The sequence below is a fragment of the Cellulosimicrobium sp. So1_17 genome (assembly GCF_055181235.1).
Window position 1 is genome coordinate 1,555,777 of sequence record NZ_CM143702.1, and the last position, 15,671, is coordinate 1,571,447.

Genomic DNA, 15,671 nt, shown 5'->3' on the forward strand with positions numbered 1-15,671 from the left:
GTCGCCCGGCGCCACGGCACGGCGACGTGCTTGCGGCGTTCAGGTGCGGCGGCCACGAGCCGTCCGGGTTCGGTGCGAGCCGGCGCCCGCACGCGGTGCACAACTGAGGTGCGGATGCTCTGTCCCGGCGAACGGTGCCCGACGACGCGCGGCGGGTCACCACAGCGTCGTCACCTCTCGCTCGGCCTCGGCGGCGCCCGCGCCCGTAGCCGTGTCGACGGGTGCGGCGGCCTGCGCTGCGGCCCGTTCCACACGCACCGTCACGTCGACCAGGAGATCGGGGTTGTCTAGCGCCTCGACGGCGTCGCGCACTCGAAGCCTGCCGGACATGAGCAGCGGTAGCAGCGCGTCGCGCGTCGCAACTAACCGCGCGGACTCGGTTTCGCATCCGTGTGCGAGCGCCAAGAGTCTCGATGCTTGGGCGGAGTAGCCATCAAGGTCTTCGCGGCGAGGCAGCGGAACCCTTGCGGAGTACGCGTCGGCTCGATTCAGGCCGGGAACTGCAGAGTCGGAGTTTTGCTCGCCAAATCTCAGCGACTCGATAAGGAAGTAAAGGTACTCCAGCGGTACCCCGTTCTTCGGCACGACGAAGTAGGTGGTGTCGATCGGAAAGTATGGGCCCGGGGACCAGTAGGTCAGCCCAACGGAGCCCTTCCGCCCGACGATCACGCCAGGACCAGAGACCAGCGCCCGGTTGTGATATCCGTTGATCCCCCCGGAACCAAACACCGGCACGGAACCGGCCTCGCGCCTCGTCGCTGGTAGCGCCTTCCCGTATTCGAGCGTCGCGAGTTCGCTCAGGTTCGCCACCGCCTCAAAGGTCCGCGACAGCTTCAAAAACTTGCTGCGCGCGAGGTCTATTGCCGTGGTGGCGAGGCGGGTGTTGGCGGCGATCTTGTCGTCGAGCGCCCTTAGAACTTCGACGACCGATCGCTGCTCGTCGAGCAACGGTACCTCGATTTCCATTTTCGCAAGGCGCGTAATGTAGACATGGCGAATCGTCGAACCGTCGGCGTCCCTATCAATAAGATTCTGATAGTGCGGAGATTGCAGCAAGTAGCTCAAGAACTCAGGTAGAACGCTAGCCTTTGGCCTCATGACCGCGACGGATTGGTTGATGCATATCCCTGCTCGATCGACGACCGCGACTCGCCCGATACTTCCATCCTTGGTGATCAGAACATCGCCAATTCGCGGCCGACTCTTATCCGTCAATTTCATATCAAACGCTTCCACGCTTGTTCGCCTCGCGGAAGCGTAATCGATCGCACCGTCGCGAACGTCTCTAGCGGTAACCATTGACGGGCCCGATGCAACGGTTGGCATTGGATTTGTAAATCCGTAGGTCACATACTCCACGAAGTCTCTCAACGGCCCTCGCGCAGAGTTCATTCGACTCGTCCCAACTGCTTGCGGACGGCCTGCTCGAGTCGGGCAGACTCGTCGAACTGCTCGAAGAGGTCCTTGGTGAGCCTGGCAATCTTGTCCTCGATGGGCTCGCCGTCGTCCTCGACCTCGGCGGCGCCGACGTACCGACCGGGCGTCAGGGCGTACCCAGCGTCCTTGATCTCGGCGAGAGACGCGGAGTAGCAAAATCCTGCCTGGTCCTCGTACGTCAGCCCGGCCTCGACGGCCGACTTCGTGCCGCGCCAGGCGTGGAAGGTACCGGCGATCTGCGCGATGTCGTCGTCGGACAGCGCACGCTCGGCGCGGTCGACCATGTGGCCGAGGTTCCTCGCGTCGATGAACAGCACCTCGCCGGTCCGATCGACGCTCCCGCGCTGACCCGCCGTCTTGTCCTTGGCGAAGAACCACACGCACACTGGGATGCCGGTCGACCGGAAGAGCTGCGTCGGCAGGGCGACCATGCAGGAGACGAGGTCGGCCTCGACGAGCTGGGCGCGGATGTCCCCTTCTCCCCCGGAGTTCGACGACATCGACCCGTTGGCCATGACGACACCGGCCGACCCGCCGGGAGCGAGCTTGGACAGGATGTGCTGGATCCAGCCGTAGTTAGCGTTCCCAGCGGGCGGGACGCCGAAGCGCCAGCGCGCGTCGTCGGTGCTGCGTGCCCAGTCCTTGATGTTGAACGGCGGGTTGGACATGACGTAGTCCATCTGGACGTCGGCGTGCAGATCGCGCGCGAACGTGTCGTTCCAGCGAGCGCCGAGGTTGCCGGACAGGCCGTGGATCGCGAGGTTCATCTTCGCGAGCTTCCACGTGCGCTCGTTGAGCTCCTGCCCGTAGACGGAGATCGCGAACGGGTCGGCCCCGTGCCGTTCGAGGAACTTCTCGGTCTGCACGAACATGCCGCCGGAGCCGCACGCCGGGTCGTACACGCGACCGGAGTAGGGCTCGAGCACCTCGACGAGCACCCGCACCACGCTGGGTGGGGTGAAGAACTCGCCGCCCCGCTTGCCCTCGGCGCGCGCGAACTTCTCCAGGAAGTACTCGTAGACCTCGCCGAGCAGGTCACGCGCCTTGGACACACCCTCCCCGGTGAAACGGGCGGAGCTGAACAGGTCGACGAGCTCGCCGAGCCGGCGCTGGTCGACGCTCGACGAGTTGAAGATGGTCGGCAGGGTGGCGGCGAGCGAGGAGTTGGAGCCCATGATGTGCGCCATGGCGTCGTCGACGAGCTCGCCGATCGATGCCCCGGTCTCCTCGGCTGTCTCGGCGCGCCCCTTGGCGTGCTGCGCGAGGTACGTCCACCGCGAGCGCACCGGCACCCAGAACACGCCAGCAGAGCGGTACTCGTCGACGTCCTCGAGGAGTGGCGCGGCGTCGTCCTCGGTCAGCCCGTCGGCGACGCACTCCGCGAGGATCGCGGCGCGGCGCTCGGCGAACGCGTCGGACACGTACTTGAGAAACACGAGCCCGAGGATCACGTCCTTGTACTGGCTCGCGTCCATGGACCCGCGGAGCTTGTCCGCGGCCTTCCACAGCGTGTCCTTGAGCTCTTTCATGGTGGTCGCCGTGCTCGGCGTGGCCACCACCTGCTTGGTCCTCGGGGTCGCACTCGGGGGCACTGTTGCTCGCTTCCTCAGTTCTCTCCCATGAGCTCTGCTCACGGGCCGGGCTCATCCTTGCGCATGCGTACGACACCCGACGTCACGCCGTCCACCAGCGTCGTCGCCAGCTCCTCCAGCAGCGCGAGCTCCCGCCGCGCCGCCTCCTGCCGTTCCCGCACCCGGGCGAGGGCGAGGGTCACCTCCTCGGCCTGGTGCGCGGGCACGACCCGCACCTCCCACGACCGCCACCTGGTCCCGCGGGCCTGCGCCGCGACGTCGCGCGCCAGGACCTCCGGGACGAGGCGCCCGCCCCGCCCGACGGCGCCCGGCACGTCCTCCGGTTCGCGCGACCCGAGGCGCAGCACCCGCGCCGGGGACTGCACCACGGAGAACCCCTCCGCGTCCACGACCGCGGCAGCGCGCGGCGTCGTGCAGAAGACGACGTCGCCCGGCTCGGTGAGGCGGCCCGCGGGGTAGCGCGCGGCGAACGCCAGGCGGTCGACGACGCGCTCCCCCGCCTCGAGGTCACCGCAGAGCTCCGGCACGCCGAGGACGCGGACCTCCCCGGCCGGCTTGTCGCCCGCGCGACGCACGTCCGCGTCGTCGAGCCGGTTGCCGGGCACGTGGCGGACCGTCTTCAGGTCGACGAGCGCCCCGAGCGGCAGGCGCCACACCTGCTCTGCCTCCCCGCGCTCGACCTGGGCGTCGAGCGCGGGGCGAGGCCCGGCGTCGAGCAGGGTCACGAGCTCGGCCGCGCGGACCGCCGCGGCCCCGCCGTCGTCGCGCGCGCCCCGCACGAGCGGCTTCGCCGCCGCGACGAGGCTCCCCCGCGAGGCGAGCACGTCCGGCGTGGGGACGAACCTGGCGAAGCGGAAGGCGTGATGTTCGACGTCGGCGGCGGTACCGAGCGCCGCGACGACGTCGGTGCAGAGGTCCTCGACCACCGCGCGGTCGAACCGGCCGTCCACCGGCGCGAACCCGGAGAGGTCGGCGACGGTCGTCCACCGCTCGGCGATCGGCACGTCCGTACGGGCGTCGCCCAGCACCCACAGCGCCAGGCGTTCGCGCGGGCGCTCGACCACGAGGCCCGCGGGGAGGAGGACGGCCGCGCGCAGGCGGTCGGCGCGCAGCAGGACGGCGCGCGCCGAGTCGGCCTCCGCGGACGACGGCGCGTCCACGAGCGCGCTCGCCGGCCCGATCACGACCGCGCGCCGTCCGGGCGCCAGGCCCAGGACGACCTCGTCGACGAGAGCGAGCGCCGCGACGTCGTCGACCGGACCCGAGCCGACGGGCGGCACCTGGGTGACCACGAGAGGGGCGAGCGCGACGGCGCCGCCCCGGTTTGCCGGCGCGGTCACGGACCACCCGTGCGCACCGAGGCGGCGGCGCGTGAGCCGGTGCGCGTCGCCGCCGGGGACGACGGCCCCGGGGGCGTCCAGCACCTCTCCCCGACCGAGGACGGCGACCAGGAGGTCACCGCAGCCCGGGTACGGGTCCTCGACGAGCCCGTCGGCCGTCACGTCCGACGCCGCGACGTCGCCCAGGAGGGCGCCCGCGACGTCCGCCACGAGACCGAGCGCAGCGGGTGAGAGCGCAGACCGCGTCAGCGCGACGCGGCCGGACCGGAACCGGTCGGCGAGGACGGTCTCCACCGCGGCGCCCGGCGTGTACGCGGAGCCGGCGGCGAGGTCGGCGAGCGCGCAGCAGGTCGCCAGATGCGTCCCGAGGGCCTCGACCTCGGCGTAGAGGGACGTGTCGTCGGGGTCGAGCTCGTCGGCCAGGTCGAGCACGTCGGCGGGGTCCAGCTCGGCCAGCGGCTCCGCCGCGTACGCCGTGAGGCTGAGGAGGGCCGTGAGGCCCGCGAACGCCGCGTCGTCGGGCAGGCCGGGCATCTCGGTGAGCGCAGCCCGCAGTGCGACGTCGGCACGGAACGCAGGGTTGTTGCCCAGGCCGGTCGCCTCGACCCACGCCGCGACGTCTGCCGCGGCGAAGCGCGCCGCCCCGTTCCGGGTTCCGACCGGCGCCGGGAACGGGTGCGGTCCCGCCGCGTACCGCCGACGCCAGACCGAGACGACGGGGCGCTGCACCCGGGCCAGCTCCGCGACGTCGGACAGGGAGAGGCGCAGGTCGTCGAGCACGGTGGCCTGCGCGGTCGGTGATGCGCTCACGTTCCGCTCCTCTCTAGTCGTTCGACGTGACGGCCCGAACCTAGCCGGTCCCAATGACCTAGACGGCGCATCGCACGATAACCCGCCTTATCGATCGTCGCGGGCCGCATTGCCCTCGTCATCGGCCAGTCTCCTCTCACCGGCCACGGCGGCTGGGTACGACGGCGCGGAGGAGGGCTCGATGAGCCACGTCAGGTGCAGGTGCGGGTTCGTCTTCCCGATCGTCGACGGCCGGGGGCTCTGCCCCCGCTGCGTCTCCCTCACTCCGCCCGCCACGCGGGACGAGCTCGAGCCGGCGCAGGACACCGAGGACTGACCGCGGGCACGACGTCCGCCCGAACCGAGAGGAACCACCCATGCCCTTCATCCGAGCCGTGCGGGTCGCAGAACCCGGGACGAGCAACGAGCACGTCGTCGAGGTGCGCTTCTCGACGACCACGACCGGTCCGCTGCGCGCCGCGACCCGCGAGCGCGTGCACGCCGAGGTCCGCGTCGGCACGCGGTTCCGCACCTTCGACGAGATCACCCACAACCAGGCCGACGTCGTCGCGCGGATCAGCCCGCTCGGCACCCGGTACATCGCGACCGTCGCGAACGGTCGCGAGAGCGACAACCTCCTGCGCCTCCCGCGCTACTGACCTCCCGAACGACTGACTCAAGGAGCACGCCATGCGCCCTCGCAGCACGCCCCTCACCGCGCGCCCGACGATCCGTCTGGCCGCGACGCTCGTGACCCTCGCCGCCTCCCTCGTCGGGTGCGGCGTCGTCGGCAGCGCCTCCGGTCCGCAGAGCCCCGACGCCGGCCCGACGACGAGCAGCCCGCCCGCACCGAGCGCAACCCCGAGCCCCGAGCTCATCGGGACATACCAGGAGGGGTACGACCTCGGCTACCAGCACGGCTCGGGCACGGGCGCGAAGGCGACCTCGGCGTTCCTCGCCGAGCGCACGCCCGAGTTCCGGACCGGCTACGACGCCGGCTACGCGACCGGGAAGGACGGGGCCGACGACGCGACCGCGAACCCGGTCACGTCGTTCGGCTCCACGATGGAGTGGGAGGACGGCCTGACGCTCACGGTCACGAGCGACGGGCCGTTCACGCCCGGCGAGTGGGCGTCGGTGGGTGAGTTCCCCACCTACCTCGGCTTCACGTTCACGGTCACGAACGGCACGACCACGACGTGGACGTCGTTCAGCTCCACGCAGATCACGAGCGCCGGCGTCGCCGGCGACGAGGTGTACGACTCGGAGCAGGGCTACGGCGGGGCGCCCGACGCGCCGGTGCTGCCCGGTCAGTCGATCACGTGGAAGCAGGGGTTCGGGGTCAACGACCCGGCAGACCTCACGATGAACGTGTCCGTCGACTTCGACCACGTCGACGTCGTCTACACGACGGTCCGGGACGCGTGGACCTTCTAGTCCGCGTCGACGGCGCGAACGGGCTGCTGCTCCTCGGAGGCCGTGGCGCCCTCGTCGGAACCCCGCTCGCTCGCGACCCGGCGCAACGCTCCCAGGACCGCGGCGGTGGCCGCGGTCGGCGGTGCTCCGCGCCGCACGGCGGCGTAGACCTGGCGTGTCCGGGGTGCCGTCAGGGGTCGCACCGCGACGTCGTACCGGCGGTCGACGGCGAGCCCGGGAAGGAGCGCGACGGAGAGCCCGGCCTCGACGTGCGCGAGCAGGAGCTCGTAGCTCGGGAGGCGGGCCACGACGCGGGGCTCGAACCCCGCGTCGCGGCACGCGCCGTCCAGGAGCGTCGACAGGTAGGTCCCGGCCAGGTCCGCCGCCCAGCGCGCGTCGGCGAGGTCCGCGAGGTCGACCGGACCGGACGAGGCGAGTGACGGCGCACCCGCTGCGTCGCGCGTCGATCCCGCGGCCGGGCTCACGAGCACGACCGGGTCCTCGAGCAGCGGCACGGTCGCGACGTCGGGACCGGCGAGCGGCGCGCCGTCGAGCAGGTCGGCCGTGACGGCCAGGTCGACGTCCGCGCGCCGCAGCGCCGGACCGCTCTCGCGCGGGTCCAGCTCGACGACGTCGACCTCGACGCGAGGGTGCTCGGTCGCGAGCCGGAGCGTCAGGGGGATCACGAGCTCACGCACCGCGCTGGAGAACGCGGCGACGCGGACGACCCCGGCCGGCTGCCCGTCGGGGTGCGCGAGCTCCGCCTCCGCGAGCGCCATCTGGTCGAGGATGACCCGCGCGTGCCGGGCGAGGGCACGGCCCGCGGGGGTGAGCCGCACGCGCCGCCCGGTCCGTTCGAGGAGACGAGCACCGGTCTCCGCCTCGAGCGCGGCGAGCTGCGCCGAGACCGCCGAAGGGCTGAGGTGCAGGGAGGCGCCGACGGCGCGGACGGTGCCGAGGCTGTCGAGCCGGGCCAGGACCTGCAGCCGGGCGGCGTTGAGCACGGGCTCCTCCGGGGTCGGCGGGCGTGGGGCGGCGTGGGGCGGCGCCCTACGGCGTTGTGCGGTGCTGTGCGGTTCCTCCGCACAGACTGTACGAGAACTCGTGCTGTACGCGCACAGCGCCCGTCCCTAGGCTCGGCACATGACCGCCGCCCCGTCCTCTGCCATCCTCCCCGCCGAGGACGCCGCCCAGTTCTGGGCAGACGCCGACCGTCACCTCGTGCGCTACGGCGGTCCGTTCACGCCCGAGATCGTCGAGAGCGCGTCGGGCAGCTACGTCACGACGGCTGAGGGACGGCGCATCCTCGACTTCACGTCGGGTCAGATGAGCGCGATCCTCGGGCACAGCCACCCCGCCGTCGTCGAGACGGTGCGGCGGCAGATCGGCACGCTCGACCACCTCTTCAGCGGAATGCTCTCGCGACCGGTCGTCGACCTCGCACGACGTCTCGCGGTAACGCTTCCCGACCCGCTGGAAAGGGTCCTGCTCCTCACGACCGGTGCAGAGTCGAACGAGGCCGCGATCCGGATGGCCAAGCTCGTGACGGGCGGGCACGAGATCGTCTCGCTGGCCGGGTCGTGGCACGGGATGACGCACGCGGCGGCCGCGGCGACGAACAGCGCCGGCAGGCGGGGCTACGGCCCGACGGCACCCGGCAACGTCGTGATCCCGGCGCCGAACGCCTACCGTCCCGACCACCTCACGCCGGACGGCGGGCACGACTGGCGTCGTCAGCTCGACCTCGCGTTCGACCTCGTCGACGTGCAGTCGACGGGGAGCCTCGCGGCGTGCATCGTCGAGCCGATCCTCAGCTCGGGCGGGATCGTCGAGCTCCCGCAGGGCTACCTCGCGGCGCTGCGGGACAAGTGCCACGAGCGCGGGATGCTGCTGATCCTCGACGAGGCGCAGACCGCGCTGTGCCGCACCGGCTCCTGGTACGCGTTCGAGGGACGGCCCGGCGAGGAGCCGGTGGTCCCCGACATCCTCACGCTCTCGAAGACGCTCGGGGCGGGGCTTCCGCTCGCCGCGGTGGTCACGAGCGCGGAGATCGAGGAGCGTGCGCACGAGCGCGGCTTCCTGTTCTTCACGACCCACGTGTCCGACCCCCTGGTCGCCGCGGTGGGCAGCACCGTGCTGGACGTCCTCGAGGCCGAGCAGCTCGACGCCCGCGTGCGCGTCCTCGGCGACCGCCTGCGTACCGGGCTCCTCGCGCTGCAGTCCCGGCACGAGGTCGTCGGCGACGTCCGCGGTCGCGGGCTGCTGCAGGGCATCGAGCTCGTGCTCGACCGCGGGACGAAGGAGGGCGCCGACGCGCTCGGCGCTCTCGTGACCCGCCGCGCCCTCGAGCGCGGCCTGCACATGAACGTGGTGCAGCTCCGCGGCATGGGCGGTGTCTTCCGCATCGCCCCGCCGCTGACGATCGCCGACGACGAGCTCGACCTCGGCCTGCAGCTCCTCGACGAGGCCCTCGCGGAAGCGACGCGCGAGCTCCTGGGGTAGCGGTGACACCCGGTGTAACACCGTCTCAGCATGCGCAACGGCCCTTCCACGGACCGGACACGCCGCCTAGCCTGACGAGCGGAGAGCCGCGCAGCCTGTCGCGCGCACACCCCGGCACGCCAGCCCCTGGAGGACACCATGCCCGCACCGCTCGACACCACCGAGAAGATCACGCAGTACGCCCACCCCGACCGTCTCGTCAGCACCGACTGGCTCGCGGAGCACCTCGGCCAGCCGGGCGTCGTCGTCGTCGAGTCCGACGAGGACGTGCTGCTCTACGAGACCGGTCACATCCCCGGCGCCGTGAAGATCGACTGGCACACGGACCTCAACGACCCGGACACGCGCGACTACATCGACGGCAAGGGCTTCGCCCAGCTGCTCGGCTCGAAGGGCATCGGCCGCGACACGACGATCGTCGTCTACGGCGACAAGAACAACTGGTGGGCCGCGTACGCCGCGTGGGTCTTCACGCTGTTCGGCCACGAGGACGTGCGCCTGCTCGACGGCGGCCGCGGCAAGTGGATCGCCGAGGGCCGCGAGACGACGACGGACGTGCCGGCGCCCGACGCCGTCGAGTACCCGGTCGTCGAGCGCGACGACGTGACGATTCGCGCGTTCAAGGAGGACGTCCTCGCGCACATCGGCAACGGTCCGCTCGTCGACATCCGCTCCCCGCAGGAGTTCACGGGCGAGCGCCTGCACATCCCGGACTACCCGGAGGAGGGCGTGCTGCGCGGCGGCCACATCCCGACGGCGCGCAACGTCCCGTGGGCGACCGCGGTCGCCGAGGACGGCACGTACAAGTCGCGCGCCGAGCTCGAGGCGATCTACCAGGAGGGCGGCCTCGGCCTCGCGGCGGACGACGAGGTCGTCACGTACTGCCGCATCGGCGAGCGCTCGAGCCACACGTGGTTCGCGCTGACCTATCTGCTCGGCTTCGACAAGGTCCGCAACTACGACGGCTCGTGGACCGAGTGGGGCAACGCGGTGCGCGTGCCCATCGTCAAGGGCGACCAGCCGGGCGAGGCGCCCGCGTCGCTCAACTGACCGGACGCCCGTGCCCGACGGCGCGCGGCCGGGTTTCCCTGGACGGGGACCGGGCCGCGCGCCGTCGGCGTTCCGCACGCTGGGACCGCAGCGCCACCAGCCGCGCGACGGTGCGAGGATCGGGACCATGAGCGCTCCTACCCCTGACGCCGCACTCCCCGCGACCCTCGCGGAGATCCGCGAGGACTTCCTCGCGCTCCCCGAGCGCGAGCGCCTGCAGCTCCTGCTCGAGTTCGCGAACGAGCTGCCGGACCTGCCGGAGCGCTACGCCAGCGCGCCGGGCATGCTCGAGCGCATCGAGGAGTGCCAGTCGCCCGTCCGGGCGTTCGCCGAGGTGGACGGCGACGGCGTCGTGCACTTCTACGCGACGGCTCCGGCCGAGGCGCCGACGACGCGCGGGTTCGCGTCGATCCTCGCGCAGGGCCTCTCGGGCCTGACCGTGCAGGAGGTCCTCGACGTCCCGGACGACTTCCCGATGTCGATCGGGCTCACGCGAGCCGTGAGCCCGCTGCGCATCGGCGGGATGAACGGCATGCTCACGCGTGCCAAGCGCCAGGTGCGCGAGCAGGTCAGCGCGCGCGGCTGAGCGTCTTGCCGCGTCCGACCCTGGGGAGATTTGTCGTCGCACCGCGGTGACGCCGACGGCGCCCGACCCCGTCATCGGGTCACGAAACCGATATCGCAGAGATTCGACATCGTTTTCGACAGAAATAGTTCGCCCGTTGTGCAGAATGCCTCTTGTCGATAGTTCAGCCGATTGACATTATCGGGGCGTCCGACTCGCTCGATCACAAAGGTGTCGATCGCATGTCTCCTGTCCGGCGTCTGCTCTCCCTGACCACAGCCATCTCGCTCGTGGCCGTCGGCGCGCTCCTCGCGCCCCCGGCGTCCGCCGCGGAGGATCCCCCACCACCACCCGCCGTCGAGGAGGAGAGCGGGCGCGTGCTCGTCTTCTCGAAGACGGCGGCCTTCCGGCACGGCTCGATCCCGCAGGGCATCGCGGCCGTCCAGGCCATCGGCGACCAGCACGACCTCGTCGTGGACACGACCGAGGACGCGGCGGCCTTCACGCCCGAGAACCTCGCGACGTACGACGCGGTGGTCTTCATGTCCACGACCGGCGACGTCCTCGACGACGGCCAGCAGGCCGCGTTCGAGGACTACATCCGCGGGGGCGGCGGCTACGTCGGCGTCCACGCGGCGAGCGACACCGAGTACACCTGGCCCTGGTACGGCGAGCTCGTCGGCGCCTACTTCAGCGGCCACCCGGCGGTGCAGGAGGCCGGGATCCACGTCGAGGACCGCACGCACCCGTCGACGTCCCACCTCCCCCAGCGCTGGGAGCGGACGGACGAGTGGTACAACTTCGGCGAGAACCCGCGCGGTGACGTCCACGTCCTCATGACGCTCGACGAGACCTCGTACCAGGGCGGCGGGATGGGTGCCGACCACCCCATCGCGTGGTGCCAGTACCACGAGGGCGGGCGGTCCTGGTACACCGGGCTCGGCCACACGCCCGAGAGCTTCGTCGAGCCGGCCTTCGTCGAGCACCTCACCGGGGGCGTCCTCTGGGCGACCGGCGCGGCGTCGGACGACTGCGGCGGCACGGTCGACGCCAACTACCAGAAGGTCGTCCTCGACGACGAGGTCGCGAGCCCCATGGGCCTCCAGGTCGCCGACGACGGGCGCGTGCTCTACATCGAGCGCGCCGGCCAGGTCCGCGTCATCGACCCCGACACCTCGACGACGTCCACGGTCGGCCGCCTCCAGGTCCACACCGCGCAGGAGAACGGCCTGCTGGGCATCGAGCTCGACCCCGACTTCGCCGAGAACGGCTGGGTCTACCTCTTCTACACGCCGCACGGCGACCTCGTCGACGAGCCCCACCAGCGCCTCTCGCGGTTCACGCTCGAGGGCGACACGCTCGATCTCGCGAGCGAGCAGATCCTCCTCCAGATCCCGCACCAGCGCGTGGAGTGCTGCCACTCCGGGGGCTACCTCGACTTCGACGCCGAGGGCGACCTCTGGGTCTCCGTCGGGGACGACACGTCGCCCGGCGGCGCCCCGGGCGGCTACGCGCCGATCGACGAGCGCCCGGGCAGCGAGGCGTTCGACGCCCAGCGCTCGTCGGGCAACACGAACGACCTGCGCGGCAAGCTGCTGCAGATCACCCCGACCGACGACGGCTCCTACACGGTCCCGGAGGGCAACCTCGTCGACACGAAGTGGGCCGCGGGCCAGGACACGAGCAAGATCCGGCCCGAGATCTTCGCCATGGGGCTGCGCAACCCGTTCCGCTTCGCCGTCGACCAGACCACCGGAGCGGTCTACCTCGGTGACTACGGCCCTGACGCGAGCGTCGCGGACCAGCGCGGCATCGACGGTCGCGTCGAGTGGAACGTCATCACCGAGCCCGGCAACTACGGCTGGCCCTACTGCCACGGCGGTGGCGCGTACGTCGACTTCGACTACGCGACGAACCAGCCCGGCGCCGAGTTCGACTGCTCCGGCCCGGTGAACGACTCCCCCAACAACACCGGCGTCACCACCCTGCCCCCGGTCATCGAGCCGCTGACCTCCTACGGCCGCTCGCTGCGCGACCCCGACGTCGGCACCGGCGGCGCGCCCATGGGCGGCCCGGCGTACACGTTCGACGCAGAGCTCGAGTCCGACCGCAAGTGGCCGCGCTCGATGGCCGACAAGCCCTTCTTCTACGAGTGGGGCCAGAACCGCCTCTACCAGCTCCACCTCGACGAGGACGGCGCCAAGGCCGACATCACGCGGGTCCTGGCCTCGATGCAGCTCACGCGGCCGCACGCGATGGTCTTCGGCGAGCACGACGGCGCGATGTATCTCATCGAGTGGGGTTCGGGCTTCGGCGGGAACAACCCCGACGCCCAGGTCGTGCGCATCGACTACACCGGCGGCAACGACCGGCCGCTCGCGAAGGTGTCCGCGACACCGCGGTCGGGCGGCGTCCCGCTCGTCGTGGAGTTCTCCAGCGCCGGCACGGCGCACCCGCAGGGCGGCGACCTGACGTACGCGTGGGACTTCGGTGACGGCGGCACGTCGACGGAGCCGAACCCCACGCACACCTACACCGCCGAGGGCGACTACACCGCCGTCCTGACGGTGTCCGACGTCCAGGGACGGACGGGGACCGCGAACGCGACGATCTCGGTCGGCAACACCGAGCCCGAGGTCGAGATCCTGTGGCCCGCGAACGGCACGGTCTTCACCTACGGGGACACGGTCGACTTCGAGGTGTCCGTGACCGACGCGGAGCAGGGCTCCACGGCCGCGGGCGACATCGACTGCGCGGACGTCACGGTCGAGCTCATCCTCGGCCACGACGACCACGGTCACCCGATGAAGGAGGCGACCGGCTGCACCGGCTCGTTCGTCCTCGAGCCCGACAGCGGCCACACGGACACCGACCGCATCACGTACGCGATCGAGGCCCGGTACACCGACGACGGCTCCCCCGCGGGCGTGGTCGCGCCGCTCACCGGCCGCGACGTCGTCGCGATGCAGCCGTCACGCAAGCAGGCCGAGCACTACACCCTCGGGACCGAGGTCCGGGCCGAGGCGACGGCCGACCCGCTCGGCGGCGACCTCAACGTCGGGTTCATCCGCAACGCGAGCGCGATGACGTACGAGGACTTCAACTTCGCCAACGTCGACGCCCTGCGCTTCCGGGTGGCGTCGCCGAACGACACGAGCCGGATCGAGATCCGCAAGGACTCGGCCGACGGCGAGCTCCTCGGGAGCGTGGCGGTGCCGCGCACCGGTGGCTTCCAGAACTGGGGCTGGGTCGAGGCGGCCGTCGACGACCCGGGCGGCACGTTCGACCTCGTGCTGCTGTTCCGCGGCGCCGACGGGTACCTGCTCAACCTCAACTGGTTCGACGTCGTGGGTGACGGCGCCGCGGGCGGTCCGCCGCTCGTCGTGCCGACGCCGACCGCCGAGCTCTCGCCGGCCGAGCCGGAGGAGAGCGGTTGGTACCACGACGCGGTCAGCCTGTCGCTCACCGCCGAGGAGGACGACGCCATCGAGTACCAGGTGGGCCCCACCGGTGCGTGGACGCCCTACTCGGCTCCCGTGCCGTTCACCGAGGACGGCCGCTACGAGGTCGCCTTCCGGGCGGTGCGCGGCGAGAGCACGTCCAACCGGGGCAGCGTCGTGGTCCAGGTCGACGGCACGGCGCCGACGACGACCGCCGATCTCACCGCCCTGACCGAGGGTGACACCTTCACGGGCGACGTCTCGGTCGTGCTGGAGGCGACGGACGCCACGTCCGGCGTCGACGCGACGACGGTGCGGGTCGACGGTGGCGACGAGGTCGCCTACGACGGCGCGTTCACGGTGAGCGGGGACGGCGAGCACACCGTCGAGTTCCGCACCGCGGACACCGCGGGCAACGTCGAACCGTGGCAGAGCGTCCGGTTCGAGAGCCCGAGCGGGCAGCGCCCGGAGATCTCGCTGAGCGACCCGCCGCTCGGGGGCGTCGTCCCGTTCGGCAAGGCCGTGCGGTACGAGGCCACGGTCGCGGACCCGTCCGCCGACTGCGCCGACGTCCGGGCCCGGCTCGTCGTCACGCGCGGCGACCAGGTCTGGCGCGGCGAGCCGACCGACGGCTGCACGGGCCTCGTCACGATGGAGCGCCCGGCGGACGCCGGACCGACGGACCGCCCGCGCTACGAGGTCGAGGTCCTGTACGCCCGAGGCGGTCACGACGGCGAGGTCCGCAACCTCGCGCAGGCGCGCGCGACCGTGAGGCTGCAGCCGGCGCTGATCGAGGCGGAGCACGCCGACTCGACGGTCCGGACCGAGCCGACCGGCGACTCGATCGGCGGCGGTCTCAACGTCGGCTGGCTGCGTGACAACGCCACGATCAGCTACGCGGACGTCAACCTCGCGGGGATCTCGACGATCCGCTTCCGGATGGCGTCGAGCAGCATCGGCGGCACGCTCGAGGTGCGCGCGGGGACGGCGAGCGGGGCGCTGATCGGCTCGGTCCCGATCACGAACACGGGCGGCGGCCAGTCGTACCAGTGGTTCGAGGTGCCGGTGACCGACCCGGGCGGCCCGAACACGCTCGTCCTGGTGTTCCGGGCGACGGGCACGCACTACATCGCGAACGTCAACCTGTTCGAGCTCGTCGGGGACGGCGTCTCCACCGAGCCGGCGCCCGAGGAGCTCGCGATCTCGACCGTGGTCGAGCCGCGCTGCCTCGCGGGCAAGGTCTACGTGGCGGTGCGGGCGACGAACGACGACACCGTCCCGGCGGACATCACCCTCACGACGCCGTTCGGGACCCGCACGGTCGCCGACGTCGCGCCGGGCAAGAGCGCCTACCAGGCGTTCGCCACCCGGTCGGCCTCGGTCCCGGCAGGGACGGCGCAGGTGAGCGCGGAGGGCGACGGTCGCACGTTCGCGGCCGACGTCGAGCACGCGGCGGTGTCCTGCGGGTGACGTCACCGTCCTGAGGTGAGGCCCGGGAGGCGGCCGTCCGACGTCGCCTCCCGGGCCTCACCCGCGCGCC

At 71.7% G+C, this 15,671-nt stretch carries 11 protein-coding genes; 7 read left to right on the forward strand and 4 right to left on the reverse strand.

Features of this window, described 5'->3' with window-relative positions:
* Nucleotides 1-156: 156 nt before the first annotated feature.
* The 3 genes from ACZCLJ_RS06935 to ACZCLJ_RS06945 all read right to left on the reverse strand — a co-directional run bounded on the left by ACZCLJ_RS06935 (nt 157) and on the right by ACZCLJ_RS06945 (nt 5,179).
* Complete coding sequence (locus tag ACZCLJ_RS06935) at nt 157-1,392, reverse strand: restriction endonuclease subunit S (RefSeq protein WP_463105922.1); 1,236 nt, start codon at nt 1,390-1,392, stop codon at nt 157-159.
* Nucleotides 1,389-2,966, reverse strand: a complete 1,578-nt coding sequence (locus tag ACZCLJ_RS06940; protein WP_463106369.1) for a class I SAM-dependent DNA methyltransferase — start codon at nt 2,964-2,966, stop codon at nt 1,389-1,391. Before ACZCLJ_RS06940 ends, ACZCLJ_RS06935 begins: the two co-directional genes overlap by 4 nt.
* Nucleotides 2,967-3,067: 101 nt before the next feature.
* Entirely contained in the window at nt 3,068-5,179 is a 2,112-nt protein-coding gene (locus ACZCLJ_RS06945; protein WP_463105923.1) for a hypothetical protein, read from the reverse strand.
* A 181-nt stretch (nt 5,180-5,360) separates the two neighbouring features.
* Between ACZCLJ_RS06945 and ACZCLJ_RS06950 the strand changes: the two genes are divergently transcribed.
* The 3 genes from ACZCLJ_RS06950 to ACZCLJ_RS06960 are packed head-to-tail and all read left to right on the forward strand — an operon-like array spanning nt 5,361 to nt 6,595.
* Nucleotides 5,361-5,495 carry a hypothetical protein gene (locus ACZCLJ_RS06950; RefSeq protein ID WP_463105924.1) on the forward strand — a complete coding sequence of 45 codons (135 nt, stop codon included), beginning with the start codon at nt 5,361-5,363 and terminating at the stop codon, nt 5,493-5,495.
* A gap of 40 nt (nt 5,496-5,535) precedes the next feature.
* Nucleotides 5,536-5,817 (forward strand): DUF3892 domain-containing protein, encoded by a 282-nt coding sequence (locus ACZCLJ_RS06955; protein WP_463105925.1) that lies wholly within the window; start codon nt 5,536-5,538, stop codon nt 5,815-5,817.
* Nucleotides 5,818-5,848: 31 nt separating this feature from the next.
* Nucleotides 5,849-6,595: a hypothetical protein gene (locus ACZCLJ_RS06960; RefSeq protein ID WP_463105926.1), complete on the forward strand. Its 747-nt coding sequence runs from the start codon at nt 5,849-5,851 to the stop codon at nt 6,593-6,595.
* Here ACZCLJ_RS06960 and ACZCLJ_RS06965 read toward each other — a convergent pair.
* On the reverse strand, nt 6,592-7,578 hold the full coding sequence (locus tag ACZCLJ_RS06965; protein WP_463105927.1) for a LysR family transcriptional regulator: 987 nt from the start codon (nt 7,576-7,578) through the stop codon (nt 6,592-6,594). The two genes, ACZCLJ_RS06960 and ACZCLJ_RS06965, sit on opposite strands and share 4 nt — an antisense overlap.
* A 139-nt stretch (nt 7,579-7,717) precedes the next feature.
* On the opposite strand from ACZCLJ_RS06965, the gene ACZCLJ_RS06970 reads away from it, so the two are divergent.
* The 4 genes from ACZCLJ_RS06970 (at nt 7,718) to ACZCLJ_RS06985 (ending at nt 15,601) form a co-directional block, all read left to right on the forward strand.
* Nucleotides 7,718-9,076: an aspartate aminotransferase family protein gene (locus ACZCLJ_RS06970; RefSeq protein ID WP_463105928.1), complete on the forward strand. Its 1,359-nt coding sequence runs from the start codon at nt 7,718-7,720 to the stop codon at nt 9,074-9,076.
* A gap of 138 nt (nt 9,077-9,214) precedes the next feature.
* Complete coding sequence (locus tag ACZCLJ_RS06975; RefSeq protein ID WP_251153192.1) at nt 9,215-10,126, forward strand: sulfurtransferase; 912 nt, start codon at nt 9,215-9,217, stop codon at nt 10,124-10,126.
* A 127-nt stretch (nt 10,127-10,253) separates the two neighbouring features.
* The gene (locus ACZCLJ_RS06980; protein WP_251153191.1) at nt 10,254-10,712 is read left to right on the forward strand and encodes a SufE family protein; all 459 of its coding nucleotides are present in this window, start codon (nt 10,254-10,256) and stop codon (nt 10,710-10,712) included.
* A gap of 221 nt (nt 10,713-10,933) precedes the next feature.
* The gene (locus tag ACZCLJ_RS06985; protein WP_463105929.1) at nt 10,934-15,601 is read left to right on the forward strand and encodes a ThuA domain-containing protein; all 4,668 of its coding nucleotides are present in this window, start codon (nt 10,934-10,936) and stop codon (nt 15,599-15,601) included.
* Nucleotides 15,602-15,671 lie beyond the last annotated feature (70 nt).

What these genes read in the sequence shown, in the direction of transcription:
- ACZCLJ_RS06935 (WP_463105922.1), bottom strand. Translation starts at nt 1,392, where the DNA reads ATGAACTCTGCGCGAGGGCCGTTGAGAGACTTCGTGGAGTATGTGACC.
- ACZCLJ_RS06940 (WP_463106369.1), bottom strand. Translation starts at nt 2,966, where the DNA reads ATGAAAGAGCTCAAGGACACGCTGTGGAAGGCCGCGGACAAGCTCCGC.
- ACZCLJ_RS06950 (WP_463105924.1), top strand. Translation starts at nt 5,361, where the DNA reads ATGAGCCACGTCAGGTGCAGGTGCGGGTTCGTCTTCCCGATCGTCGAC.
- ACZCLJ_RS06955 (WP_463105925.1), top strand. Translation starts at nt 5,536, where the DNA reads ATGCCCTTCATCCGAGCCGTGCGGGTCGCAGAACCCGGGACGAGCAAC.
- ACZCLJ_RS06960 (WP_463105926.1), top strand. Translation starts at nt 5,849, where the DNA reads ATGCGCCCTCGCAGCACGCCCCTCACCGCGCGCCCGACGATCCGTCTG.
- ACZCLJ_RS06970 (WP_463105928.1), top strand. Translation starts at nt 7,718, where the DNA reads ATGACCGCCGCCCCGTCCTCTGCCATCCTCCCCGCCGAGGACGCCGCC.
- ACZCLJ_RS06975 (WP_251153192.1), top strand. Translation starts at nt 9,215, where the DNA reads ATGCCCGCACCGCTCGACACCACCGAGAAGATCACGCAGTACGCCCAC.
- ACZCLJ_RS06980 (WP_251153191.1), top strand. Translation starts at nt 10,254, where the DNA reads ATGAGCGCTCCTACCCCTGACGCCGCACTCCCCGCGACCCTCGCGGAG.
- ACZCLJ_RS06985 (WP_463105929.1), top strand. Translation starts at nt 10,934, where the DNA reads ATGTCTCCTGTCCGGCGTCTGCTCTCCCTGACCACAGCCATCTCGCTC.